The organism is Zobellia russellii, from assembly GCF_044597075.1.
In the GTDB taxonomy this organism is placed as follows: Bacteria; Bacteroidota; Bacteroidia; order Flavobacteriales; family Flavobacteriaceae; genus Zobellia; species Zobellia russellii.
This window is the reverse complement of the sequence record NZ_CP139000.1, coordinates 2,537,825-2,564,669: the sequence shown is the minus strand read 5'-3', so window position 1 is coordinate 2,564,669 and position 26,845 is coordinate 2,537,825. Positions and strand designations below refer to the sequence as shown.

Below are 26,845 nucleotides of genomic sequence, written 5' to 3'. Positions count from 1 at the left end.
TATTTCGTAAATTTAAGAGAGGAGGCCCTTCTCCTTTTAAAAACAATCTACGAACTTAAATGAATAGGATTATGGAGCTGAATTATAAAATTTATCGGAAAGTAAAAATCTACTTTAACAAAACCTGTGGAGCAATTCCCAATCTAACACTTCTAAAAGAGCGGTCCGAATTAACTTTTGGAGGCTCGTTGGTCGCATCCCGAATTGAAGAAATGCAATTGGTACAAGCACAATTGGTAAATTTCTTTATGAATCCGGATTTGATCGTGCCTTTTGTACCGTCTTCACGCTGTACCGCATTATCTACTTGGTATGGAAACAATACTTTGCAGTCCTGTGGGGATTTGGGAACTTTTCAAGCTATGCTTATAGAAGAGGATGATAAGGTGTTGGAAGAAGCGAACTATATGATTGCGGACCCACTATTGCCTTCTAAACTTCAGGTTTTGCTTAAAAAACATAGAAAGAGATTAAAAAATATCAGGATTAATAAAGAGAGCCTGAACGAATTAGAAAGATGAAAGAATATACAGGATTGCGGTATGAAAAAATAGGCCATGGAAAGAAAACCATTGTCTTTGTGCATTATTTTGGAGGTGATGCCGGAAGTTGGAAATGGTTGGCCAAAAGGTTACGAAAAAAGTATACCTGTATCATGCTCAATCTGCCGGGTTTTGGAGGGACAAGGCCCCTTGCCGAACCTTCCATTTATGGTATGGCCCAGTATATAAACGTGATTATTGATGAGTTAAAACTAAAGGATTACATTCTTTGCGGTCATTCTATGGGCGCCAAATTGATACTCTATGCCGCACAGATAAAAAATACGAACTTACCTCAGAAACTAATGTTGATTGCGCCTTCACCACCCACTGTAGAAAGCATGGAAGACCAAGAGCGCAAACGTATGTTGAACCACCCGGACAGGGCCGAAGCGGCCAATACGGTACATGGAGCTACCCAAAAGAAAATGGGTAAAAAGAGATTGTTGTATGCGGTCAATTCCCAATTGCAGATTGAAGAATCTACTTGGAAATGGTGGTTGAACGTGGGGATGAAAAATAATATTGCAGATCGGATAAAAGGGCTTAATATTCCCACAGACGTAATTTTCTCCAATGACGACCCTGTGATTTCTACAGATACCATTTATGAAGAAGTGTTGCCTAATCTTAGTAATCCTTCTACGGTAGCTTTGAGCAGGGTAGGGCATTTAATTCCTATGGAAATGCCAAGAAAACTGGCCCGTATCATTAAAAAACTTAATAAATAGATTCCCGTCAAACAGTCCTAAAATTCGCGTTTGCAGGTGATGGTATTAGATATCGTTCGTATTTAAAGCAAATAAGTCAATTTATGATTGTTAAAAGCGTACAAGTCATGTGCTTATTACTGATCTTTGCTCCTAATGCAAAAGGAGAAAAGAAAAAATAGGTGGCTGCGGCGCTTAGGACGGGTGTTCTTAGTGCTGGCGTTATTGTTTTTTGGTTTGGTACTGTTTATCCGAAGCCAGTGGGGGCAGGATATTATAGTGGGTAAGCTTACCAACTACGTGTCTCAACAGACAAATACAAAAGTTAAGATAAATCGCTTATACTTAACCTTTTCAGGAAATATTTTTTTAGAAGGATTGTATTTGGAAGATACCAAAGGGGATACCTTGGTCTATTCTAAAAATCTGGAATTGAACTTGCCCCTCTCACCTTTAATTTTCAATAACGAACTTAATTTGAAGTCGGCTACTTGGGAAGGTTTGAACGCCAACATCACAAGAGATCCGGATTCCGAGGACTTCAATTTCAATTTTTTAATAGATGCTTTTGCCGCGGAAGATACCACTACCGTTACCACGGAAAGTGAACCCATGCAAATAACCGTTGGGGAACTTGATTTTAAAGATTTTAAGTTGGTCTATAATGACCAATTTTTGGGAATAGACAGTCGCATTAAATTAGGTGGATTGGTGCTAGATGCAGATGAGACGGATTTAGAACAGTTGCGATTTGAATTGGATGAACTTAAATTATCCAACACGGATATTTTCTACAAACAGACCAAACCCTTTGTTTCCGAAGATACTACGGAAACCACTTTGCCATACTTTGCTGTAGACCTGCTGCAACTACAAAACGTAAAAGCCAACTATAGCTCCGTTCCGGATTCCATTAACGCAAAACTTGATGTTCGGGATTTTGAGCTGGAACTGCCCAAAGCCAACCTGGCATCCAACGAAATAGAAGTAGATAGGATTTCGCTGCAGCGTTCGGCCATTTCGCTCCAGTTTCCGGCAGCCTCAAAAACGACAGATTCTACCGTTACGACCAATAGAGTTACAGGTTTTGAATGGCCTAAATTTTTAGTGCAGGTAGATGAAATTGATTTTCAGGAAAATTCCATGGCCTACACCATGGGTACAGCCCAGCCAGAAAAAGGTAAATTCAACCCTAATGCCATTTCACTTTCTAATTTTAAACTTCAAGCGGAAGAGGTAAAGTACCGTCCGCAAGAAGTGGCTATGCAATTAAACGCACTTTCTTTTGGCGAACAGAGCGGTATGACATTGCAAAAACTGAACTTTAATGCTCGGATTGATGATGGCAGTGCTGCTTTGGAGAACCTACAATTTGCAGTTAACAACAGTTCTTTGGCAGGGCAAATGACTTTAAAATATCCGTCTATAGAAACCGTGTTGGATGCCCCGGAAGGTACGCGGGTAGATTTAAATCTTCAAGATATAGATGTGGATGTACAGGATGCATTCACCCTACAACCGGAATTGGCGGATAATGCCTATATGGTCTCCGCTGCGGAACATCCCCTGCAAGGTGGAATTTCGGCAGAAGGTACGTTACAAAAAATCGATATAAAAAATATGCAGCTCCACTGGGGGCAAACCACCCAATTTGCTGCACAAGGAAGCTTGCAAAACGTCACCCAACCGGATTCGCTTTATTTTGATTTCAGAACTATTTCAATCAATACCGTAAAAGAGGATGTGGCAAAATTTGTTTCGGAAAAAGAATTGGGAATTTCACTGCCTAAAACCATTGCTATAGATGCCCAAGCTAGTGGAAAAGTGAACGACCTTACCGCACAAGCACAACTGCAAATTCCAGAAGGTACTATTGCGGCCAAAGGCGCTTACCAAGATGGGCAAGAGATGGAGTTTAACGGGAACCTAAAAGTAGATAGCCTACAACTGAATACGTTGTTGAACAACCCGCAACTGGGTGCCGTTTCATTTAACATGGATGTTTCCGGTGGGGGAACGATGAATAATCTGGATGCAAAACTCAAAACGGATTTTACTCAATTGACTTTCAGTAATTACGATTTTTCGGCATTGAAGTTGGAAGGTGAGATGAAAAACGGGAAAGGAGCGGTAGACCTTGCTTTTAAAGACAAAAACCTGAATCTTTTGGCAAAGACCCAAGTGGTTCTGGACTCGGTAAACTCCCAGTTAGATTTAGACCTTAATGTTATTGGGGCCGATTTGTATGCGCTAGGAGTTACCAAAGAGAACATAAAAGCGGGGCTTCAACTTAACGGAAAATTCTGGGGTAATGCCGAATCTTACAACATAGATGCCCAAATAGAAAACGGCGTGGCGGTCTATGACAATGAGCAGTATCAAATGGGGCCTGTCAACCTAAAATCGTATATAGATAATACCAATACCAACGTCTCGGTAACTAGTGATTTTTTAGTGGCCAGTCTAAAATCCAACGCTAGTCCACAAGGCTTGAACAATGCGTTAACACGGCAATTTGAAAACTATTTTAAAGACGGACAGGACAGCGTGGCCGTAAGGGATTCCGTGCGGTTGAAAATGAATTTAAAGCTGTCTCCAACACCATTCCTTACCGAGGTGTTTTTACGGGATGTAGACCGTTTGGATTCGGTTTTGATAGATGCCGATTTTGATGCCGCTACGCGAAAATTGAACGCAAACGTACATGTGCCTTCCGTGGCCTATCAAGGAAGTTCCGTAGATAGTTTAAATGCGAGAGTAACGGGGAATGCGACCAATTTGGATTTTACGGCCGGATTTGCCGGTCTCGTATCGGAACCGGTTCTTATAAAACGAACTTTTATTGAAGGTAATCTGAAAAACAAAAAACTGTTCATGGATTTTATTGCCATGGATGATAGTGAGGCTGTCGCACATATTTCTTCGCAACTCACCCTTTCAAAAGATACCACGCACATTCATATAGATCCGTCCAATTTGGTTCTGAACAAGAAAAAATGGTCGGTTCCAGCGGACAATCAGATTCGTGTTGGACCAGATGTATTACAGTTCAATAACATGAAATTTACCCGGAACGACCAATCTCTAACGCTTAGTGATCAGTTGCCCGGTCAAGAGAAGGAGCATATAGGTATTGTGTTCGATAATTTTAGGTTGCAGACTTTTCTGAGTCTTTTAAATCCGGATGAAACTTTGGCTTCCGGTCTAGTAAAAGGAGATTTGATCATTGAGAACCCTTTTGGCGCAACGGGGCTAGTGGCCGATTTTAAGATCAATGCTTTGGAGGCTCTTGAGAATCCTTTGGGCAATTTAAGCTTAAAGGCAAATTCCACGGGAAATGCCGCTTACGATTTTAACCTTGCCTTAAAAGATGGTGGTGCAGACGTTGATTTAATTGGAGACTACGCGGCTTCGGAGAATGGGGCGCAACTGAACCTGGATTTGGATTTAAACCGAGTAGAGCTACAAACCTTGGAAGCGTTTACGCAGGGAGCCATTAAAGATTCGCATGGGGCTTTGTCAGGAAAAATAAATGTCTCGGGAACCACTGCCGCTCCGGAATACGACGGAACCCTAGATTTTACGAAAGTTGATTTTAATGTGGCCGCATTAAATTCCGTTTTTAAGATTGCCGATGAACAGTTGAAATTGGATACGGAGGGCGTTTATTTTGATGCATTTCAGATAGCGGATGCAGATGGAAGCGATTTTACCATACAAGGTGCCGTGCTTACCGAAGAACTGTTGAACCCTTCTTTTGATTTACAGCTGGATGCAGAGAATTTTAGAGTACTAAACTCCACAAAAGAGGATAATGAACTGTATTACGGAGTAGCTAGTTTGGATGCCGATATAAAGGTGGAGGGCGATTTGGAGTTGCCCAAAGTAAGTGGTAAACTACGTATTCGAAAAATTACAGATATCACCTATGTGGTACCCGAATCGCAATTGGATGTTGAGGAACGGGATGGGGTGGTACTCTTTGTAAACCGTGAAAATCCGGATGCTATCTTAACTCGTAACGATCAGGAAGAAACCCCGTCCTTTTTTCAGGGAATGGATGTCCGAACGGTTTTAGAAATTGCCGAGGATGCCGATTTTCATGTGATTATAGACGAACGTACGGGAGATAATCTTGAAGTCTCTGGAGATGCGGCGCTTAACTTGAATATTGAACCTAACGGGAGAATTAATCTTTCGGGTAGGTACGAGCTGAAATCCGGACATTATGAGACCAATCTTTATAATTTGGTAAAGCGAAGGTTTGAAATAAATCCGGGGAGTACCATTACGTGGCAAGGAGACCCTACCGATGCAAAACTTGATGTTACTGCGGTTTATAGCGTAGAAACATCGGCGGAGCCTTTAATGTCCTCGGTAGTCTCAAGTGAAGACGTTAGTGTAAGTTCAAAATATCAAGAGGTATTGCCTTTTTTGGTTTATCTGAACGTTGACGGAGAACTGCTGCAGCCCGATCTATCCTTTGGCCTGGATATGCCCGAAGATGAGCAAGGAGCCTTGAGCGGTGCCGTATATGGGCGTGTACAACAACTGAACGGTCAAGAGGCGGAACTGAACAAACAAGTGTTTTCGTTGCTGGCACTCAATCGGTTTTATCCTGATTCAGGTAGTGATGGAAGTTCTGGGGGAACGGCCGCCATTGCTAGGGATAATGTTAATAAGGTATTGTCGGGTGAGCTTAATGCATTTTCGGATAAGGTGTTCGGTAGTACAGGGGTTGAGGTAGATTTTGACTTGGATAGCTTTACTGATTATCAAGGGGACAGTCCGCAAGACCGGACGCAACTCAATATAAACGCAAAGAAAAAATTGTTTGATGACCGCTTGGTGGTAACTGCAGGTAGCGCGGTAGATGTGGAGGGGAGTGCGCAGTCCGGACAGGAACAGACGCCCATAATTGGTAATGTGAGTTTGGAATATTTGTTGACCAAAGACGGAAGGTACCGTTTGCGCGGTTTTCGAAAAAGTGAGTATGAGAATATTATTGACGGTCAGTTGATCGTAACCGGAATGGCCGTTATTTTTAATAGGGAGTTTAATAAGTTCAGTCAGCTGTTCAATCCCTTAAAAGATAACGTTGAAGAGAAGGAAAAGAAAGCCAAATCCGATAAAGAAGAACAAAAAGCCAAATCCGATAAAGAAGAACAAAAAGGGGAACAATAATATGAAATTGAGCACCATACCTTTTTTACGCATTTGTATACTGTTTTGCTTGGCAATCCCGTACGGATGTAGCGTGGGTAAATATATACCCGAAGACGAAACCTTGTTCACTGGGGCGGAAATTACGGTGGATTCAGAAGAGGAAAAGCGCGCGTTAAAACTCGTTGAGCAAGAGTTGAATACCTTGATTAGGCCAGCGGCCAATTCTACAGTTTTGGGAATGCGTCTTGGGCTGTATTATCATTACAAAGCGCAACGGGAAAAACCCGGTTTTTTAAATAAATGGTTGAACAAAAAATTTGGGGAAGAGCCGGTGTACCTCAGTGATGTAAATACGCAGCGTATTGAAGAGCTTATGCTCAACAGGTTGGATAACCGTGGCTTTTTCTACAGCAAGGTTTCCACGGAAATAGACAGTACCAAAAAATACGCTTCGGTGAATTATACGGCGCAACTGCCTAAGCCCTATACCCTGGAGCAGTGGAAAATAGATAAGGATAGTCTGCCCATTTATAGCGAGATAGAACAGGCCATGGCCAACACCCAACTAAAGGCAGGAGAACGTTTTGATTTGGAACTTTTAAAATATGAACGTGAACGGATTGATGGACATCTAAAGAACCGAGGGTATTATAACTTTAATCCCGATTTCCTCTTTTTTGAGGCCGATACCAATCGCTATGAGAATAGAAAGTTCGATTTATTTCTACGATTGAAAAAGGGTACACCGGAGAAGTCTATTATTCCGTATACCATCGATTCCATTGCAGTATACCCCAATTATTCCATTGAAAATGACGGTCTACCACAAGTTTCGGAAATAACGGAGGAAAACGGTATTCAATTTATACAGGACGAAGAGTTCTTTAAACCCAAACGTTTGGAGCCTTATATCCTTTTTGAAAAAGGTCAAAAATATAATTCCGAAACGGCGCGCCTTACCAGTAACCGGCTAGCGGCCTTAGGTAGTTATAAATTCGTGAATATTAGATTTAACGAAATGGATACGTCATCGGTAGATAACAAAGGACTGCTTAATGCGGATATATTTTTATCGCCTTTAACCAAAAGGTCCATTAGAACGGAACTTCAGGCAGTGACTAAATCCAATGGTTTTGCCGGTCCGGGAATAGCGGTAACCTATAACAACCGGAATGTCTTTAATGGGGGAGAAACCTTTAGTTTAACGGGCAATTTTGCTTATGAAACACAACTGTCCGGAGGTGATAATGCAGGCTTAACAAGTATAGCCGGAGGATTAAAGGCAAATTTGCTCTTGCCAAGATTGGTGCCTTTCTCGCCCAGCAGATTTAACTATGCCGTTCCCAAGACCAAAATAAGTTTGGGCGGTGATATTCTTAAACGGAGCAAACTTTATACGCTAACCTCTTTTAACGGTTCTTTTGGCTACACTTGGAATGCCAATAAGTTTGTGTATCATGAGCTAAACCCCATAAGTATAACCTACGTAAACCTTACCGATACCACTGAGGAATTCGAGGAAATCCTAGCCAACAATTCGTATTTGAGCAGCAGTTTTGAACAGCAATTTATAGCGGGCCTAAATTATACGTTTACTTATAACGAGCTGGTAGATGAGAATAAGGACCGCCCCATCTATGCGTCCACAACGCTGGATGTAGCGGGGAACACCTTGAGTTTGTTGAACGGAGGAAAGAGCACGGCGTTTGGTCTGGAATATGCACAGTACGCCAAAGCGGATATAGATTTTAGGTATTATTTAAAGTGGGGAAAGGAAAACGCGGTGGTCAGCAGATTGTATGCCGGTTGGGGAATTCCGTATGGTAATTCATCTACCTTACCTTTTGTAAAACAATTCTATTCGGGAGGTCCTTACAGTGTTAGGGCATTTCAGATACGGTCTTTAGGGCCCGGTACGTTCCGTAGTGACGAGGATAGCACCAGTTCCTTCTTTGATCAGTCCGGAAATCTTAAGTTGGAAGCAAATTTAGAATACAGGTTTCCCATATGGTCCTATCTTAAAGGAGCACTTTTTGTAGATGCGGGCAATGTATGGTTGACGAATGAGGCCGAAGCCGGCGAAGGAGAATCGGAAGAAAGTATAGCTTTTAATCGGCAATTAACTACAGAAGGCAAGTTTGGTTCGGATTGGATAAGAGAATTGGGTATTGGGGTAGGTTTTGGACTTCGCGTAGATATTCAAAGTTTTGTCATAAGGTTTGATTTTGCTTCCCCTTTACAAGTGCCGTACTTACCGGAAGGCGAGCGCATACGGACTCCGTTCATAGATGGAGGAAGCGGAAATGTTATTTTTAATTTTGCTATTGGTTACCCTTTTTAAGCATTTTTCTGAGGAATGGATTTATGTTACGACTGCGTTTTGGGGGTTTTATCAGCGATTAGTGGTAAATTCTAATTACTTTTGCTATCTTAACATAAGCTGAAAAAGGCTGTATTCTTAACGGTAAGCTTGAGAATAAAATTATTTAGAATTTATATTGTGTTGTGAGGGACTCACGGGCAGGCTAATCATCCCCATTCTATTGATGTATACACTTACTTACGAATCAAAAGCGGTAAAAGAACTTACGAACGCAGATATCGAGACCATTTTGGAGACGGCCCGTAATTTTAACGGTGCGAACAATCTTACCGGATGCCTTATATTCTATAAAAGAAGATTTATTCAAATTTTAGAAGGTGAGAAGGAAAAGGTACAATCACTTTTTGAGAATATAAAGAAAGATTCTAGGCATACCAATGTATATCAGTTATCGGAAAATGAAGTGTCGGAACGTAATTTTCCCAATTGGGGCATGGTCTACTATCCCATAGATGAGAATGACCTGAACAAAAATGAATACGAACAGTTCAAAAGAAACTTGTTGCTACTGGCCGATTTAACGGTGCATTCCAACAAAACTGCCATTCTTTTCTGGAAGCGTATGAAATTGCTCATTACTGCACCCCCTGATGAAATCTAGGGGGTATTAAATTAAAGACAAAAAAAACGGCGATAATATTATCGCCGTTTTTTTTGTCTTTAAACTTACTATTAATCAAACTGCTTAAGAGATGCTCTTAACATCCAAGCCATTTGTTCGTGTGCCTGTAAGATACCGGTAATAAAATCTGCAGTACCTTCATCATTATGAGCTTCGGCATTTTCGCCAATACTTTCTCGAATAAATTTGATGACCTTGTCATGGTCTTTTAGCAAGACCGTCATAAAGCTTGCGCTATCGGTTTGGTCCGGGTTGTTTTCCTCCAAGTGGGACAGCTCTAAAAACTCTTTTAGAGTACCTGGGGAATAGAACCCGAGCATACGGATACGTTCTGCTACTTCATCAATAAATTTTTCCAATTTGCCATATTCCTCTTCAAAAAATACGTGCTTAGTGTGAAAATCAATTCCCTCTACATTCCAGTGTGCGTTACGCGTTTTTGTATAAAGTAAAAACTCATCGGCCAATAATTGGCGAAGCATTTTTACTACAGCTTCACGGTTTGATTTTTTTATACCTATCTCGGTTTTTTGTGCTTCTTGAACTTCCATAATTTTTTCTTTTTTGATTACATATGCAATTTACACCAGAACGGCTGAGTAGGTTGACCGGAAAAGTTTATTAATTGCTCCAAAAGGTAAAGGCTAAAATGGGGTAGTTGATTTGATGAATTACAACATTCTTTTTTTGTATTGGGTCAACATTCTGCACCCATGAAGATTACTTTAGTGAGGAAAAAGAAAATAAGGAGTACTAAACTTTGTAAAGAGAAGGAATATGAAGACGTTGAACGATTTATTCGAACATCAATTGAGGGACCTTTACAGCGCGGAAACCCAGTTATTGGCAGCTTTGCCCGATATTGTGGAACATGCAAACGACAAGCGTTTAAAACAGGCTTTTGAGAATCATTTGGAGGAAACAAAAGAGCAAAAGAGTAGAATTGAAAATATCTGCCGCGAATTGAATATTACACCTAGCGGTGAAACCTGCCAAGCAATGAAAGGGCTCATTAACGAAGCCAAGAATTTTATAGACAAGGCCCAGGGTGATGAGTTAATGGATGTAGGTCTTATTGCGGAAATACAACGCGTACAACATTATGAAATTTCCGGTTACGGAACGGCGGTTAGGTTTGCCAAAGAACTTGGATATAGGGATATTGCCAAAACCTTACAGGAGACGCTTAATGAAGAGTATGACGCGGACAATACTTTAGAGAAACTTGCAGAAACCCGTTTGAACAAAAAGGCCATAGGAGATAACGCATAGTTACAGTGTTGGTTTAAAAATAAAAGCCCAAGCAAGTGTTTAAACATTTGCTTGGGCTTTTTAATGTACTGTAATAATTGCCAGAAAGTGTAAGGATTAAATCGTACGTTTTAATCGTATATATAACCCGTCATGTTCCAAGTTCATTTAGGGGTATAAAAAAACCGGTATAAACTATACCGGTTTCTTATCAACAACCAAACTATTCCTGTAAGTTATATTATGCAGAAGCTGCCATTACGTTCTGCTTATCTTTATACTGCTTTGGGCTACAGTTGTATTTGTTTCTGAATATTTTGGAGAAGTAGCTACGGCTTGTAAATCCAATGCTATATACTACTTCGGATATATTTAAATCTGTGTTTTTAATAAGTTCTTCGGCTTTTGCGATACGTACCTCACGGATGTAATCCGTAACCGTTGTACCATGCATCAACTTAAAGCCTTCTTGTAATTTACAAGGAGAAAGACCTGATTTACGACAAAGTTCAGAGATAGATAATTGTCTTTCAGGATAGTTGTGTACAAAGTCCGAAATATCCTTTACAGCCTCCATTTCTCTTGTGTTAAGGCTTCCAGTCTGATTTTCTCTGTTCTTAAGGTCGTCTGTATGTTGTTGAACCTCTAAGGCCAAAATCATATGTACCAATCCTTCTATCAACAGGCTTCTTACGATACCTTCTTGCTTGATAGCTTTTAACTGAGCAATCTGATCAGCGATTTTTAAGTTATAAGAACCTATGTAGATCGTATTTTGAGCAGGCTTACCTTTCAACATTAGCTCCTGTAGCCTGTAGTTTAAACCGTTCTTTTTAGCGGTTTCGTTACTTGCTACTGTTCTTACTACTATAAGAGATGTTTTTACCCGTACATCTTTTTGAAAATATAGAACGTTGCTTGCATTGCTCTCATTGGTAAGGATACCTGTTTGAAAGTTTTCTAAAACGTTCTTTTTAGTTTCGTCATTAAAGCTGTGTGCAATTCTACCTCCGGAGCAATAAGCGAAACAAATAGGTGCGCTTTCTTCACAACCTGTTCTTATGGTGAAGTCTTTGGCGAATTCCATATCAAATTCCAAATAAGAAATTCCACCTTTAAAGGAAATTCCTCTAATATGTCCTCTACCTAATTCGTTGTCTAAAGTTAAAATGTGTTCTTTAACATTCACGTCCAATGACCCACCAAAATTTTGGTGTAGTTGTTGAAACATATTCTTAATTGCTGCAGATGATAAGTTAATAGTTGTCATAGTGTTCTTTTTAAGGTTGTTAATTTCTTTACGCTAAGGATGTAACCAAGTGGTTATCCTTTTCTCTGTTGTTGACCGCTTTGGGCCATTCCTACTGTAAAGCTTTCTGGATTCATACTATGAGAAGGACTCTCATTAATAGGTCTTACACGACCGACTCTTGCCAGCTGCTCAGATACTTTTTCTATTAGATTTTTCATAGATACCAGATTAATTATTTGTTCTGGTACAAAGATCATGGAGAAGCCCTCATTTTCTCTTACACAATTTTCGCTTTGTGTTATAGAATTGTGGGTTTTGAGCTAAAAAGCGATTAAAAAGTCCTTAAAATGGGGTGAAATAGAGCAAAACAAAGTTTGTTCTAGCTTTGTATGCTAAAATTGTATAACTCTAAGAAGGTCTTTCTAAAAGTTGAATTAAGCTGGTAAATAGAAGATGAAGGCAGAACCTTTGCCCAGTTCACTAGTGGCATAAATGAAACCGTGATGGTTTTCTACAATTTTTTTACAGATAGCTAAACCTATACCTGTACCTGAATATTCTGATTTTTGGTGTAAGCGTTGAAATACCTCAAATATTTTATCGGAGTACTCCGTTGAAAAACCAATGCCATTATCTATAATAGTAATCTTATAATAGGTATTGGCCGTTTTGAAGAAGTCTTCGGGAATTTGCTTGCCATGTACCTTTTCTGCTTGAATGGTAACGGAAGGTGTTGCATCCGCTACTTTATACTTTAATGCGTTTCCAATTAAGTTGTTGAACAGTTGCTCTAGCTGGTAAGATACCCCGCGGAGTGTAGGGAGGTCTTCACTCTTTATAATAGCACCCGTGTTCTCAATGCTTGAAGAGAGGTCCTCTTTAACCTTTAATAGTACCTGATTCAAATCTATGAGCTCAAAATCTTCATGTTTGGAATCGATTCTAGAATAAGTGAGCAGGTTCAATACCAATGCCTGCATACGGGAGGCGGCATTAACAACCTTTTGAAAATAGACCCGGCCTTTATCCGATAGGTTTTCGGTCTCCGTACTCTCCAATCGGGAGATGAACATTTGGGTCTTTCTAAGCGGTTCCTGTAAATCATGACTGGCCACCCGGTTAAAAGATTCCAGTTCTGCGTTACTTTGTTGTAGTTCCAAATTACTGGCCCGTAATTTTTCCTCCGCCGCAATACTCAATGAGATATCCTGTGCCACCCCGGACATGATTTGTTTATTGTCTTTCTGAATAAACTGACCATTTACTTTGAGGTGCTTAACTTCTCCTGTTTTGGTAATGATACGGTAGCGGTGTTCATTAACGCTCAGCTCATGGGTAGATTTTTCAATGCTTTGCTGGTAGGTCTTTAAATCTTCCGGGTGAACAAATTCACCAAATTTCTTCAAAGAGGATTCAAATCCTTTGGGTTCAAAGCCTAACATGCGATAAAAATTATCTGAAAGTTCAATCATATCCGTACCCACGTACCAGATGAAACTTCCAATTTTAGCCAATCGTTCCGCATCTGTAAGAATAGAGTTTTGTATGGATAGTTCTTGATTGAGTTCTATAACGCGATCGGAATTCTGCTTTTCTTCGGTAACGTCTACTACAACGCCCACGGAAGCTCTTCTGCCATTACGAATAAGCGCGCGCCCATTAAGTTCTATATATTTTACATCTCCTTGTTTAGTTATAATGCGGTATCCGTTTACTTTTGATTTACCAAATTCAACTGTTTCGGCACCTAAGAGGTCATAAGCTTCTAGATCTTCTGGATGAACAAATTTGCGGTAGCTTTCAAAAGTTATTTTAATCGCATTGGGCTCGTACCCCAAAATCCTATAAAAATTATCGGAAATTGTAGCTTCGCCATTATCCAAGTACCAAATATAGCTGCCTATGTTAGCTACGTTTTCCGCATCAATAAAAATGGAGTTCTGAGTCTCTAATTGCGTATTGAGCTGTACAAGTTGTTCGGTCCTTTCTTTTTCTTCCGTTATTTCCCTAGAAGTGAGTGTAACACCGTCTCCTAATTTTACGGCTCGGGCACTGAACCATTTGGGCATGCCATCTACTTCATAAGGAACTTCGTAAGATTTGGGTTTGCCTGTTTGAACCACATCTTTTAAATAACCGAAAATTTCGGTTTCAAAAATTACAGGAAAAACTTCGGATACGTTTTTGTTGATTATTTCCTCTGGAAGGTCTCCCGTAATGGGTGTAATCTTATCGTTAATGAATAAAATTTTAAAGTCTGAGATATTACCTTTTTTATCCCTAATAGTCTCAAAATTCATAATGGTATGCGGAATGCTTTTAAAAATGTTGTTCAAAAAAGCACGGTTGTCCAGTAATTTAAGGTTTTGGTCCTCTAGCCGCTGGTTAAGGAATAGTTGTTCTTCTTTGGCTTTTTCTTCTGCCGTAGAATTTCGTGCGGTTACCATAATTCCTTCTGCTAAAGGCGTTACGAGCGATTTGAACCATAATTTTTCGCCTTCTACGGAAATTTGTCGGTCAAAACTTATTTTTTCCTTTTGCTCAAAACAGTTTACCAATTGTTCAAATTCTCCGTTCAGCATTAAAAATGGAAATACATTGGATATAGGTTGCCCGGTTATTTCATCGGGGTCTAGCCCTAGATAATCACGGTTACATTCATTGGCAAATACAATCTTAAAGTCTATAATTTTCGCCTTATTCCTATCGTAAATGGGTTCGTAATAGTTTACAATGTTATCCGTAGTGGCGAGCACACTTCTGAGAAAATTTTCTGAACTACGAATTCTTAATTTGTTCCTGTATATCTTTAAAAAGGCAAGTACAAAGACAAGAAGGGCAAAAAAAGCAAGTAGTAGAGACGTAAGCGGGGCAAGGTACTTATTGGATTCGTATTCTTCCCTGGTCTTTTTGATAGATAGGCGCTCTTCCGCCAGCATCTGGTTTCTGATGTTCCTAATACGGTAGAGCGTAAAATTAATATCGCTTTTCTTTTCGTTTTCGGATTCATTAAGAACGATTGAGTCCTGATCAGGGTGGTCTCCAAGAATTTTGAGTTCTTCGTGTAAAGAATCCAATAATGCTTGCATTGGCGCCAAACGAATTTGCTGTGAGGTATTATCACGCGTAAGGTCCTTAAGCGTCTTTAATATAGTTTCTCCCTCTTTTACATAATCGTCAAAAATGGTGTTATTTCCTTCTGACCTTTGGAGTTGGTTCCTGAATTCTTCCGATTCTGCTTGTGTAGAGTGCGCAGATAGCTCGCTAATAGCATTGTTTACTTGCAGCGTATGGGCTACTTTTTCGGCTAGATCTTGCATGCGCATAATCTGGTAATACGCCATGCTTGCCGTGAATAGGATAATTACAAAAGCAACGAACAATAAAACTATGTAGGTCTTGGAAGAGGTATATATTCGTTTAAAATCCATAAGGTCTATATGCGAAATAGAAAGGTGTCTTTGTTAAGGTTAGACGTGTGATACTGCCAATTTAATTGTAAAATCCGCTCTACGGAACTTTGCAATTTAACAAAGTTATTGGGCTTATTAAGATAAATATTTGCTCCATTTAAAAATGTTTCTTCTATATCCTTCTCTGAGGAGGAGGTAGAATAAATGGCGATACAAAGGTCCTTTAAATTTGAATTTTGTCGTATTTCTTTTAAGCACTCCATGCCATTTTTTATGGGCATGTTCAAATCCAGAAAAATAAGGTCCGGCAAGACAACACCTGGAGCGGAGAGATAGTCCATAAGTTCTTGGCCATGATTAAAAAGAGATAATTTGGTCTTAATGCTGATTTCTTCTATAGCTTCACTGAAGAGCATTCTGTCATCATCATCATCATCTGCAAGTGCAATGTTCAGCAATTTAGTGTTCATAGGTAAGTATTAGTTGGGGTTAGCGGTATGATTGATTTTCTTCTTCATAATTCTCTGGAAAGTACTCGGGGTAAGTCCGGTTGTCTTTTTAAATTGCCCGGACAAATGTGCTACACTACTATAATTTAGCTGAAAAGCAATTTCCGTAAGCGTCATATCCGTATTGCAAATAAGTTCCTTTGCCAAATCTACTTTACGTAAAATAATATAGTTTTCAATAGATGTATAGGTGCTCTCCGAAAATACAGATGACAAATGTGCATACGAATAGTGGAGACTGTCGGACAAGTAGGTAGAAAATTTTAAGGAACTCAATTCTTTGTTCTTTAAAAAATCGTCTATTGCATTTTTTATGCGCTCAACAAGGGTTATTTTTTGGTCATCCAAAATTTCAATTCCATACCTTCTTAAGGAATTGGTAAGAGATTGTTTTTGGTCTTCAGGTAGGTTGCCTTTTATACGAACTTCGCCCAGACTGCCCAGTGTATACGAGATATCATAAGCATCAAGATGTTCTTTTAAAAGCGTCTCACATGCCTTATTAAAATCGTATTTTACAAAGAGTACCATATGCTATTTAGAGCTGTATTTTCCTAAGATGAAAGATATGCGTTTTATTTTTAAAATAAAGCATTGTGAATAGATACGATAGAAAAGTTAAACTAGATTAAAGTTAGGTGTAAAATATTTGTTATTCAGCATATATAAATGTGTGTCATGTATCCAAAACCATAGGTAGCAAAAAAGCGGAAGCTTCCTAATGGAAACTCCCGCTTTAACAACCAACCAAACTATTCTCTTAATTGTCGTCTACAGCGTCTTCAATTCCGTCTTCAACATCCTCGGCGCCTTCTTCAATGGCATCGCCTGTATCGTCAATTGCGTCTTCTATCTTGTCTCCCGTATCTTTATTTTGTTCCCTACAACTCGTAAGTGTAGTAAAGGATGCGGTCATTAAGACAAATAACATTACATATAGTGTGCGTTTCATAGTATTTAGGTTTTATAGATTAATAATGTGTTAGACCGCTTTCTTTCCGGTGAATAATGAAATCACGAAAAGAATTAGGAATATGAAAAATAGGACTTTGGCTATACTTGCAGCTCCAGCTGCTATTCCACCAAATCCAAATATTGCGGCAATAATTGCCAGTATTACAAAAGTGACTGTCCAGCGTAACATAATATATGGTTTTAGATTAGTAAATTTTTAGTGTCGTACTTATCCGACTTCTATACTACAAAGATGAAGATTGTGTGCCGTTTCCATTGACACTAAAAATTTTGATTTTGCCTTTAAACAATTTGAAATTCAAAGAGATTGCTTAATAGGAGACCCCGGTTGAGGTTAGGAATTACTTAGGTCTATACTATTGTGGAACAGTAGATCATGTAAGGGAGTAGGGAGAAAGTCAGACTCACCCAAAACGGATAATTCGTTAAAGGCATCGGACACATTATTTTCAAAAAAATCTTCTGAAATGGCCTCTGCAGTCAGAGAGCCTGATGTTTTTTCTGTATGTATTCCGGTAACGGGAATTTTGTAATCTAGCCAATCTTGTTGTTGATGTTCAGGTAATATAAGCGGCATCTGGTTACCGGCATTATGAACTTCGGCAAAAGTTTTGTTGACCTGTTGCGTAATTAACGCGCAGGTCATAAAACCATCTTCTAGCTCATTGCAAATAGCTGCTAGGGCAAACGGTTCACCTGATTCTTGGGTCATATGAAAGAAGAGTAACTCTCCGTCCGCAATAAATGTGGTGTAAAAACCGGTTACAATAACCAAGCATCTTTCCGTTTCTTCAGATTGAATGAACCAAGGCCGTTCTTTTAAGGATTGTATAGGTACGGTTAAGGTATTCACGTGTTTTTGAAACGCACCCCAATCTCCTTCAAATTTTTTGGGAAGAATACCCCAAATGGATGTAGTAATAGTTTTTTGCTGTTTTGAGGTTATGATAGGAACGGTACTTTCTTCTAGTCCGTTTATGATTTCTCTAGGTCTGTATATATCGGGAAATTCAAAGATGGCGTCATATCTATCTTCAATCTGCTCTCTTGCTGCCCGAATAGATAATTTGTTGAACATAATTATATGGTATAAATAGTTAGTAAAATGTAAAAAAGGGATACAAATGCATCCCTTTTATTTTTGGTCTTTACTATCCTTATAGTACGTCTTCCAATCTTTTGATGCTGTTAAGGTCGGTACTGATTTTATTCATTTGCTGAGTAAGCAAAGTAGTTGTTGTGGTAGGTAATGAAACCTCGTTCAATACTGCTTTGTACTCTTCCACAGCTGCTTTTTCACCGGTAATGGCTTCTTCTAGCATAGACTCATCATTATCTGCGCTAAACCACGCTTTAACGTCCATCCAACCACGGTGCATTGCTCCTGTGGCGCTTCCGCCTTTTTCAAAATCCTGTCCGTAACGTACAATTTCCGACTTTAAATCGTGTCCAAAATTATAACGCTCATCGGCCTTACGTTTAAAAAATGTTTTTAAATCTGTGCTTTTGGCGTGCTCCGCAGCTTTTTTAAAGCCTTTTTCCGCATCGTACGTCTTCTCTAATATATTGTTCAATTTAGTTTGTACTTCTTCAGTATATGTGCTCATCTTTATTCAAATTTTAATGAACGGCAACTTTGTAAAAATTGATGCTTGCCGTATAACATCTTGCTTTCTATTTGTAAAATTAGAGCAATAGATGCGTTGGTCTTTATCTGAAAAAATCAATTATTGATGCAATCCAAAATATTCGGATTTAAAAGGTATCTATTTGTTTTTCAATGTGAAATAAAACAAAAGAGAGTGTTAAAACTTTGGTGTGTATTGCTCAAAAAGGTCTAGTATGACCATTTCCGAAGTGGAAAAATGTTCCTGTTCGGAGTTGGTTTTCTGTGCCTTGTCAAACCACTTTTCTATGGAGCCATCCTCATATTTGGAAACTAGAACCGGGTGTACATAATATTTGCGACAAACGTTGCGGGTATTCCCCAAAGCGGCCGCTGCAGCATCAAAACCTTCTAGTAAGTTTTGTTTGGTTTCTTTTTGGGTATCTGCGGTGCCCAGGTCTAAAAGCGTATCAAAAAACACAACGGATGCCGCCCATGTTCTAAAATCCTTGGCGGTAAAAAACTCACCACTTATCTCATGCAGGTACTCGTTTACCATAGAACTGTCTACGGATTGCTTGTCACCATCTTCATCATAATATTGAAATAGTTCCCAGCCGGGAATGTCCTCGCATCGACTTATAAGACGAATGAGTTTTTTGTTGCGTACCGTAACCGAATGTTTCTTTCCTTTTTTGCCTACGAACTCAAATTTTATGTTGTTCTTAAAGATTTCAACATGTTTCTTTCTTAGGGTAGAGAGTCCGTAAGATTTATTGCGTTTGGCGTATTGCTCGTTTCCAATACGAATATGGGTCTCGTCCATGAGCTTTACAATGAGCGCTACCACTTTGCTTTTAGACCATTGCTTTTGTGCAAGGTCCTTTTCTACTTGCTCCCTAATAACAGGTAACTTTTTGCCAAAGAGGCTCATTTTATAAAACTTGGTCTGGTTTCTAATCTTTACCCAAGTAGGATGGTATCTATACTGTTTTCTGTTCTTAAGGTCTTTTCCCACGGCTTGGAGGTGTCCGTTTTGCAAATGGGTGATTTTTACATCTTCCCAGGCGGGTGGTAAAACCAAACTGGTAATGCGTTCTAATTCGTTCTTGTCTTTTAGGGGCTTCTGTTTGTAGGTATACACAAAACCTTTTCCTTTTCGGTGTCTAGAAATAGGCATTTTGCCATTATCCACATATACTAGATTTAGACTTTCTATCGCCAATTCCGGGGCTTTTAATAACTGACTTAAAAGGTTCTTCTGTGTCATCTGTTTTTAGTTGAATTTTTTGTGTGGAAAAGGGATGAGGTTAAAGATATCCCCTATATAGCAATGGGTTTGAGCTCTATCGGTTTTTAGATTGACCGTTTTGGTAAATGGACATGAATAAGTGAAAAATGAGTGTATATTGACATAAATCTACTTTTTATTCTCCAATTTTTTGGAGTTAAATAAAGTGGTGAAGTCATTTGATAAAACAGATAAAACAAAACAATTATGAACAATACAGTAGAAGACGAAAAAATTAAAAACGAAGAAACCGAGTTTGTTAAGGAATCCCATGACCCTAAACAAGAGTACATATTTCAAAAGAGCGGGATTACTAAAAAAGGATTTTTTATTATTATAGCTTTTTTAGTGGTTCTGATTGTAGCACTTGTCGCTTCCGGTGTGGTTTTCTAAAAAAGAAAATTCTTTAAAATTAAACTGAATAGTTACAGTCCTTTGGTTAGGGCTGTAACTATTTTGTTTTTAGAAACAAATTGCTTTAAAATCACCTTTAACACCGTATATCCGGGAACGGCCAACATCATACCCACGATACCAAATAACAGGCCTGCACCCAATATCACCAAGAAAATTTCCAACGGATGGGATTTTACACTGTTACTGAAGATGATAGGTTGCGAGAAAAAGTTGTCTATAAGTTGGCCAATGGTTACACCCAGTAGAACATAGCCTACTTTAGGCAGGATAATAGTGCTGAAATCTACACCAGGATTACTCGTAATAGTAAACATGACCATGATTACCGCACCGATCATAGGGCCTAAATACGGAATGATGTTGAATAGGGCACACATAAACGCTATGAGTACCGCATTCTCTACACCCACTAAAATTAAGGTTATGGCATAGAGGGAGAAGAGAATAAAAATTTGGAACAAAAGCCCCACGAAATAGCGGGACAATAGATTCTTTATTTTTGCCAAAGAGCGCATGGTTTTCATTCTATGGCTATCCGGTACAGAGGTTAGAATAGACCGTTGGATGATATTGCTATCCTTCAGGAAAAAGAATGAAATGAACAGAACGGAGAACAGGCCAATACCAATATTGTCCAGTACTTGTAAGATGGATTTTATAAAGGATGGGACCAAATCTTTTCCCAATCCGTTTACCGCCGTTTTATTTAAGGTGGCATCTTCCACCAAATCTTCTACCACTTTCTTGGTAGTGCCAAAATATTCGGAGAGCATAACATATAATTTGTCAAACTCATTTTGAATTATACCAAAATCGAACAGGTATAGGTTTTTCCCCTGTTCGGTCAACAGGGGTACTATCAACATAATAATACCACCAAATAGGGCTGCTATGACCAGCATGGTCATAGCAACGGCCAGAATGTTGGGTATCATTAAATTCTTCCTCAAAAATGTAACAATGGGCCTGCCTATTAACGCTACAATAGCAGAAATTATCAGGTACGCAACTATGGATTGCAGCTCATAAATGATATACAAAAGTAAAACGAAGCCGCACACGGCGGCAATCGCTTTTAGGATTCCATTGGCTATTTCGGTTGATTTCATAGGGTTGGTTTTAAGTAGGCAAAAGATTAAGACTCCCCTTTAATAGTGTTCATATTTAGGGTATTCTTTCCAAAATCCAAAGTACGGATCGGGAAAGGAATGTTAATGTCTTTCTCGTCAAAATGAGACTTAATTAATTTTACGGCTTCATGTCTAGCAGCATGCTCTTGTTTGGCGCCTTTCATATCTATCCAAAAACGAACCATGAAGTTGATGGAGCTATCACCAAATTCGGTAAAGAAAAATTCTACCTCTTCGCTTTTTTTCTGAGGGAAGTTTTCCCCAATTATTTTTACGACCAAATCCTCTACCTGCTGTAGGCTACTTTCATACCCTACGCCACAGTTTACCACAATACGGCTTCGATCACTAATCGAGTAATTTTTAAATGGCCCGTCTATGAACTTGGAGTTGGGTATGACCACGTAATTGTTATCTGGTTGGCGCACAACTACATTGCGCAGGCTTATCTCCGAAACAAATCCTTTAATACCGTCACTTTCAATAAAATCATCAATATTTATTTTGGGCATGAAGGAGAGGATAAGTCCGCCAAAAGTGTTACTCAGAGTACCTTGTAGGGCAAGACCAATGGCCAAACCTACCACCCCTGCTCCAGCAAGAATACTGGTAAGTACCTTATCCAGTTCAAGAACCCCTAGGGCAACAAAGAACCCGATCAGGATAACCGCCAAGAATACAAACCGTGCAATAATATCTTGAATAGATTGCTGGCTAATGCGATTGAGCAAGAATTTTCGTAATAGCTTGCGAATACCACGGGCAATGAAATAGAACAGGACCATAATTAAAATGGCCATAACTAAGTTTGGGAGCTTTAGAATTATAGCATCTAGCCATCCATCTAATTTGTTCCATAATTTACTTAATGCGTCTTCTATTGAGAATTTACTTTCCATATTAATAGTGTTACAACATATTGGTTAATAAAAATGTGGCCACCGTTGCTAGGATGAGGCTTAAAAGACCTCCAATTCCTAAAAAGTGACTAAACCGGTAATTTCCAAGGCTATAGATCAACGTGTTGGTCTGATACCCTACCGGAGTAAAAAAGCTAAAATTGGCAGCGAACATTACCGCCAAAATAAAGGGCTTAAAGTCTAACTGCATGCCCTGTGCTACTGAAATGGCTATAGGCGTCATAATAATTGCCGTAGCATTGTTGCTAATGACCGCACTCAAAATCATAGTGGTAAAGAACAATGTACCTATGACAATAAAACCCGGTTGGTCAAATAGAAAACCGAGCAACTTTTCCGATATAAAAACATCGGCGCCAGTATTGTGCATGGCGATTCCCAAAGGAATCATGCCTGCCAGTAGAAAAAATATTTGCCAGTTTACTTTCTTGTAGACCGTGGTGAGGTCCAAATTTTTCGTGATCAATAGAATGCAAACACCGGTAAGGGCGCTTACCATTATTGATAATAAACCGGAAGCCGCCAAACCTATCACTAGCAGTAGAACGGACAGCGAAAAATAACGTTTGTATTTAGAATTGGAACGTACATTTTCAAACTCTTGCAGCAAGAGTACGTTCTCCATTCTGCTGAGGTTTTCCAGGTTTTCTTTTGAGGTCTCCAAAAGAAGACGGTCTCCCACCTTAAGTACAAGCTTGTTCATGCTACTGCGCACTAGCCTGTCGTTTAATTTAGTAAGCGTCTTACGTTTTTTAATAGCAATGGGCACGATGTCCTGCATCACCAAGCTTCGGAGCTTACCAAGTGTTTTTCCTAAAAACTGGGCTCCGGGAAGCATAAGGAATTCTACAAATACGCGTTTGTCCAAGTCTCCTTCTTCCTTCGTGATTTGGTCTTTGTTTGATCCTGATTCCTGCGCTGGAGCAAAATAATTTTCTTGGTTAAGGCTAAGGTTTTCGGACTCATTAATGCGGGTAAGATTTTCTAAATCGCACATTAATAAAAGCTCGTCGTTGGCCTTAAATGTCACATACTTACCGGGCGAATTATGAATTCTATTATTTCGTGTAAGTTTCAACAGGGATATATCCGGATTCTCAAAAAGAAAACTTTCTTGAACCGTTTTGCCTACCAGTTGGGAATCTGAATTAATGTGGACATTGGTTACGTAGTTGTTCAGGTTATAATCTTCATCTAGATTTTTTCCCTTGCCCCAAGGTAACCAGCGCAAGGTAAGGGTTAGGTATACAATTGAAATTCCCAGAAATATCAACCCTAAAATTGAGAACTCAAAGAACCCCAGTTTTTCCGCACCTAAGTCCGTTGCAACGGAATTCACAATTAAATTGGTGGAAGTGCCCATTAAGGTACAGGAGCCACCTAATATTCCAGCAAAGGAAATAGGCAGTAGTAGCTTGCTTTGAGAGATATTGTATCGCTCCGATAGCTGATTTATAATTTTGATGAATACGATAACTACCGCTGTGGTGCTTATAAATGCCGAAATTCCTGCAGTTACGAACATGAATATAGGCGCCATTATAAAGAGGGGCAGCCCTTTTATCCGGCCCATACCCGAAGCCAACCAGTTAATGACCCCGTTTTCTTCTAGTGCAATGGCCAATATCATCAAGGCGAGCACCGCAATAGTAGCGTTGTTTGAAAAACCGCTGATAGCCTCTTCGGGTGTCACCAGACCCAATAGGGTTAGTGAAACTATAATTAGAAAGGCAATTTTGTCAACCGGGAAAACTTCAAATACAAAGAGTACTACCGTTACCAGTAATACACAAAACATTAAAGTTATTTCCCAAGTCATTTTGTTTCTGTGGCGCAGTGTTTAAATGAATGCACATTGCCTAATTGGTTATCTTTTTAGTTTCTTTCTTTTTTTCTTGCCTTTTCCTGAATCCTTGTTCTGCAAGAGTTTGTACCCTAAATAGGCAAATTGCATACCTACAAGGGCAAGTTTTAGTTTTCTACTGCCGGCCAATGCTGACGCAATGCCGATTATTGATGTTGGTTTCATATGATTTTTTTTAAATTGATAAATTGAAAAGTTGACGGCTAGTGAGCCGACAACTTTTCTTTTACTTTTCTAAGCTGATGTTCCAAATCACGGATGGTTTCGCTCAGTGCCGCTTCAAAGTTCTCGGCGTTAGATGAAGCAAAAATTCGTGGTCCGGGCATGCTCAAACGGATGTCACAAAACATATTCTCTTCGTCACTTCTATTTTCCGTTTTAAAGAACACATCGGCCCTATGTACGAAGTCGTATTTTTTACTCAGATTTTCCAGTTTTTCTTTGGCCATGGCCTCTAGACGTTCACTTGCGCTTACATCGTGGTATTCATAAATGATTTGCATATTCTTTTCTTTTTAGGTTCTGTTTATAGTTGCAATCAGGCATTTAATAAGCCCTTGTTGAATCTACTAGTTCTTTGAGTTCATCATGCGTTAAGGATTTTCCGTAAATAGGTTGGTCAGGGTCCATAATCTGGGTGTCGGCAAGGTTGCCAACAAACAGCGTGTCAAAACCCATATCCTCAATAAGCTTTTTAGTTATATACCTACTTTCCATATCCTGTGCTGCGTATGGAATAGTCAGTTTATCTGTAGTTCTAAAGGCCCGGTCGCGCAGATGTTCCGCTTTAATGGAATTAAAGGCCTTGGCCGTTTTTGCCGTGCTGAACTTCATAGCGGTGTATTCAGATGCTGAATAGTTGGCATCTCTAACCTCTTGCGCCATTTCTCCATCTCTTTCGGGATAAGGATTTGTAGCATCAATTATTAGTTTGTTACTATAGCCCGAAGCGTATGTTTTGGCAATATCATCTATTGCTTTAAAGGGCATGGCCAAGAGATATACATCCGCATTGGCTTCAAAAGCCTCTTTTACGCTAACGGCCTTGGCATGATCTCCGGATTCGTTTACCAAATTCTGTAATTCTTCCGGGTGGCGGGAACTGAACAATACATCATGGCCTGCTCTTGCCCAATGCTTTCCTAAGTTTCCTCCTATATTTCCACTTCCTATAATTCCTATTTTCATAACTGTGTTTTTATGTGATATCCGCCTAAGCGAAAAAATCAATTTATATTCTGTTTAATGGCTTGTTCCGTTTTTAGCATCAAAGGATACCTGATGAAAAAGTTTTTTTTCCGGTGCGTTGGCGCTATTGGAATCTAAGCTTACACGATATTAATCAAATGATTAAAGGTGGCTTGACCCAAAAGCAGCTATTATTAGTGCTAATGGAATAGAGGTGTCATTATGCTGGATACCGATGGTCTTGGGTACGAAAAACCTAGTTTCGGGATTAGGGAGAGCAGTGAAGTTTACATGGTCTCCCCATCTTGTTTGCCATATTCCTGTTTGTAGATCTGTACGATAATTAGAAAAAGACTAACGAACAACGGACCGAAAATAAGCCCTATAAACCCAAAAAGGGGAATACCTATGAGAACACCAACCAAGGTAATTAAAGGATGTACATCGTCTAATTTTCTTAAAATGTATAATCTGATGATATTATCCGTAGATCCTACTATGACTATACCGTAGATTAAGATTCCCCAAGCCTGAAAAGTATCTCCTGCCGAGAGGGTCAATATAAATACGGGCAATGTGCCCAGCATATTCCCTACAAACGGAATCATAGACCCAATGGCCACGATTACGGCCCAGAAAAAAGGATTCTGAATACCAAAGATGAGAAAACCGATCAAAGCAACCACACCTTGGGCAATGGCAACCAAAGGAATGCCAAGGGCATTGGCGCGTACCATACGTCTTATTTTGCTGCCAATAGTTTCTAGATTATTTGTGCTGATAGGGATATATTCATAGAGTGACTCGCGTAATTCTTTCCTATTGGTAAGCATAAAATAAAGGAAGAAATACATAATACCTATGGCAATTACCGAAGTAAATGTACTTCCCGCAAAACCTTGTAAGCTATCTGATAACCAGCCCGAAACCGCGGAAACGTCAATTTCCGAAGATAGGTCATAGCCCACGTATTGCTCCACATTTTGGAGCTGTTCCTTTACGGCTTTGGTAACCTTTTCCGAGTTGTTTACGGCTTGGCTTACTTTGTTGCCCAGCATCAATACCGCTCCGGAAACCGGAATTAATATAATTATGACCGAAGCAAACATTAAAAGGCCGGCAGCCAAATCTGGCTTCCAGCCTTTATTTACCAACTTAGCCATTGGCTTTTTCAGTAAAACATACAATGTTATAGCTCCTAGAACACCCGAAAAATACGGGGCCATTTCTTTAAAAATGAGTCCTCCTATGAGTACTATTAGCAATAGCACAAAAAGCTGACGTATAATTTTTGGGTGTATAGTTTTCATGGCGCTATTTGATTTTAATTGAAATGATGTTCAGTAGGGGAAGAAGGGCAGCCTAGTTGTTCCTTAGAGCATGGATGAGCTCCTGCTTGGTCATTTTTGACCTTCCTTCAATATCCACATTTTTAGCCTGCTCGTAGAGTTCCTTTTTGGTCCACTCTTCATACGGTTTGGCTTTGCCACCTTTCTTTCCCGAATTGGGAGAATTTGCTATTCTTGCAGACTTTTCCTTACTGTATCCTTTGTCTCGCAACGCCTCATATTGTTCTTCGTTCTTTACACTTGGTATATCCATTTTG

General features: G+C 39.4%; 26 protein-coding genes. 7 read left to right on the top strand and 19 right to left on the bottom strand.

Annotated features, from left to right (window positions below):
* The first annotated feature begins 71 nt into the window (after positions 1-71).
* The 5 genes from SJY45_RS10425 to SJY45_RS10405 all read left to right on the top strand — a co-directional run bounded on the left by SJY45_RS10425 (position 72) and on the right by SJY45_RS10405 (position 9,402).
* The gene (locus SJY45_RS10425; protein ID WP_400070541.1) at positions 72-521 is read left to right on the top strand and encodes a hypothetical protein; all 450 of its coding nucleotides are present in this window, start codon (positions 72-74) and stop codon (positions 519-521) included.
* The gene (locus SJY45_RS10420; protein ID WP_400070539.1) at positions 518-1,273 is read left to right on the top strand and encodes an alpha/beta fold hydrolase; all 756 of its coding nucleotides are present in this window, start codon (positions 518-520) and stop codon (positions 1,271-1,273) included. The genes SJY45_RS10425 and SJY45_RS10420 overlap by 4 nt, the downstream gene beginning before the upstream one ends.
* 135 nt (positions 1,274-1,408) lie before the next feature.
* Complete coding sequence (locus SJY45_RS10415) at positions 1,409-6,436, top strand: translocation/assembly module TamB domain-containing protein (RefSeq protein ID WP_400070537.1); 5,028 nt, start codon at positions 1,409-1,411, stop codon at positions 6,434-6,436.
* Position 6,437: 1 nt separating this feature from the next.
* Entirely contained in the window at positions 6,438-8,759 is a 2,322-nt protein-coding gene (locus SJY45_RS10410; RefSeq protein WP_400070535.1) for a BamA/TamA family outer membrane protein, read from the top strand.
* 205 nt (positions 8,760-8,964) lie between these two features.
* On the top strand, positions 8,965-9,402 hold the full coding sequence (locus SJY45_RS10405) for a BLUF domain-containing protein (RefSeq protein WP_400070533.1): 438 nt from the start codon (positions 8,965-8,967) through the stop codon (positions 9,400-9,402).
* Positions 9,403-9,473: 71 nt separating this feature from the next.
* Here the strand turns inward: SJY45_RS10405 and SJY45_RS10400 are convergent, their stop codons facing one another.
* Positions 9,474-9,974 (bottom strand): Dps family protein, encoded by a 501-nt coding sequence (locus SJY45_RS10400; protein WP_215438009.1) that lies wholly within the window; start codon positions 9,972-9,974, stop codon positions 9,474-9,476.
* A 226-nt stretch (positions 9,975-10,200) separates the two neighbouring features.
* Between SJY45_RS10400 and SJY45_RS10395 the strand changes: the two genes are divergently transcribed.
* Positions 10,201-10,695, top strand: a complete 495-nt coding sequence (locus SJY45_RS10395; protein WP_289036957.1) for a ferritin-like domain-containing protein — start codon at positions 10,201-10,203, stop codon at positions 10,693-10,695.
* A gap of 220 nt (positions 10,696-10,915) precedes the next feature.
* Here SJY45_RS10395 and SJY45_RS10390 read toward each other — a convergent pair whose 3' ends face one another.
* The 10 genes from SJY45_RS10390 to SJY45_RS10345 form a co-directional block, all read right to left on the bottom strand.
* Positions 10,916-11,944 (bottom strand): helix-turn-helix domain-containing protein, encoded by a 1,029-nt coding sequence (locus SJY45_RS10390; RefSeq protein WP_400070531.1) that lies wholly within the window; start codon positions 11,942-11,944, stop codon positions 10,916-10,918.
* Positions 11,945-11,997: 53 nt separating this feature from the next.
* Complete coding sequence (locus SJY45_RS10385) at positions 11,998-12,144, bottom strand: hypothetical protein (RefSeq protein WP_215438012.1); 147 nt, start codon at positions 12,142-12,144, stop codon at positions 11,998-12,000.
* A 216-nt stretch (positions 12,145-12,360) separates the two neighbouring features.
* The gene (locus SJY45_RS10380; protein WP_400070528.1) at positions 12,361-15,357 is read right to left on the bottom strand and encodes a PAS domain-containing protein; all 2,997 of its coding nucleotides are present in this window, start codon (positions 15,355-15,357) and stop codon (positions 12,361-12,363) included.
* Between the two features lie 5 nt (positions 15,358-15,362).
* Positions 15,363-15,809: a response regulator gene (locus SJY45_RS10375; protein ID WP_215438013.1), complete on the bottom strand. Its 447-nt coding sequence runs from the start codon at positions 15,807-15,809 to the stop codon at positions 15,363-15,365.
* 9 nt (positions 15,810-15,818) lie between these two features.
* Entirely contained in the window at positions 15,819-16,379 is a 561-nt protein-coding gene (locus SJY45_RS10370; RefSeq protein ID WP_215913894.1) for an AraC family transcriptional regulator, read from the bottom strand.
* Positions 16,380-16,608: 229 nt separating this feature from the next.
* The gene (locus tag SJY45_RS10365) at positions 16,609-16,800 is read right to left on the bottom strand and encodes a hypothetical protein (RefSeq protein WP_215438015.1); all 192 of its coding nucleotides are present in this window, start codon (positions 16,798-16,800) and stop codon (positions 16,609-16,611) included.
* Positions 16,801-16,830: 30 nt separating this feature from the next.
* Complete coding sequence (locus SJY45_RS10360; protein ID WP_215438016.1) at positions 16,831-16,992, bottom strand: DUF1328 family protein; 162 nt, start codon at positions 16,990-16,992, stop codon at positions 16,831-16,833.
* Positions 16,993-17,157: 165 nt separating this feature from the next.
* The gene (locus tag SJY45_RS10355; RefSeq protein ID WP_400070525.1) at positions 17,158-17,901 is read right to left on the bottom strand and encodes an SOS response-associated peptidase family protein; all 744 of its coding nucleotides are present in this window, start codon (positions 17,899-17,901) and stop codon (positions 17,158-17,160) included.
* 79 nt (positions 17,902-17,980) lie between these two features.
* Positions 17,981-18,430 (bottom strand): PA2169 family four-helix-bundle protein, encoded by a 450-nt coding sequence (locus SJY45_RS10350; RefSeq protein ID WP_289036948.1) that lies wholly within the window; start codon positions 18,428-18,430, stop codon positions 17,981-17,983.
* A 198-nt stretch (positions 18,431-18,628) separates the two neighbouring features.
* A complete protein-coding gene (locus SJY45_RS10345; RefSeq protein WP_400070523.1) occupies positions 18,629-19,699 on the bottom strand; it encodes a DNA topoisomerase IB in 1,071 nt (356 codons plus the stop codon).
* Positions 19,700-19,927: 228 nt separating this feature from the next.
* Here SJY45_RS10345 and SJY45_RS10340 point away from each other — a divergent pair, with 228 nt between their 5' ends.
* Positions 19,928-20,113: a hypothetical protein gene (locus SJY45_RS10340; protein WP_215438020.1), complete on the top strand. Its 186-nt coding sequence runs from the start codon at positions 19,928-19,930 to the stop codon at positions 20,111-20,113.
* A 32-nt stretch (positions 20,114-20,145) separates the two neighbouring features.
* Here SJY45_RS10340 and SJY45_RS10335 read toward each other — a convergent pair whose 3' ends face one another.
* The 8 genes from SJY45_RS10335 to SJY45_RS10300 form a co-directional block, all read right to left on the bottom strand.
* A complete protein-coding gene (locus SJY45_RS10335) occupies positions 20,146-21,246 on the bottom strand; it encodes an AI-2E family transporter (RefSeq protein WP_215438021.1) in 1,101 nt (366 codons plus the stop codon).
* Between the two features lie 26 nt (positions 21,247-21,272).
* Positions 21,273-22,166, bottom strand: a complete 894-nt coding sequence (locus tag SJY45_RS10330; protein ID WP_215438022.1) for a mechanosensitive ion channel family protein — start codon at positions 22,164-22,166, stop codon at positions 21,273-21,275.
* Between the two features lie 10 nt (positions 22,167-22,176).
* Positions 22,177-24,006, bottom strand: a complete 1,830-nt coding sequence (locus SJY45_RS10325) for an SLC13 family permease (protein WP_215438023.1) — start codon at positions 24,004-24,006, stop codon at positions 22,177-22,179.
* Positions 24,007-24,054: 48 nt separating this feature from the next.
* The gene (locus SJY45_RS10320) at positions 24,055-24,216 is read right to left on the bottom strand and encodes a hypothetical protein (RefSeq protein ID WP_215438024.1); all 162 of its coding nucleotides are present in this window, start codon (positions 24,214-24,216) and stop codon (positions 24,055-24,057) included.
* 38 nt (positions 24,217-24,254) lie between these two features.
* The gene (gene hpf / locus SJY45_RS10315; RefSeq protein ID WP_215438025.1) at positions 24,255-24,554 is read right to left on the bottom strand and encodes a ribosome hibernation-promoting factor, HPF/YfiA family; all 300 of its coding nucleotides are present in this window, start codon (positions 24,552-24,554) and stop codon (positions 24,255-24,257) included.
* Positions 24,555-24,597: 43 nt separating this feature from the next.
* On the bottom strand, positions 24,598-25,239 hold the full coding sequence (locus tag SJY45_RS10310) for an NAD(P)-binding domain-containing protein (RefSeq protein ID WP_215438026.1): 642 nt from the start codon (positions 25,237-25,239) through the stop codon (positions 24,598-24,600).
* 287 nt (positions 25,240-25,526) lie between these two features.
* Positions 25,527-26,549 (bottom strand): AI-2E family transporter, encoded by a 1,023-nt coding sequence (locus SJY45_RS10305; RefSeq protein ID WP_215438027.1) that lies wholly within the window; start codon positions 26,547-26,549, stop codon positions 25,527-25,529.
* Between the two features lie 52 nt (positions 26,550-26,601).
* Positions 26,602-26,841: a Rho termination factor N-terminal domain-containing protein gene (locus SJY45_RS10300; protein WP_215438028.1), complete on the bottom strand. Its 240-nt coding sequence runs from the start codon at positions 26,839-26,841 to the stop codon at positions 26,602-26,604.
* Positions 26,842-26,845: the final 4 nt, after the last annotated feature.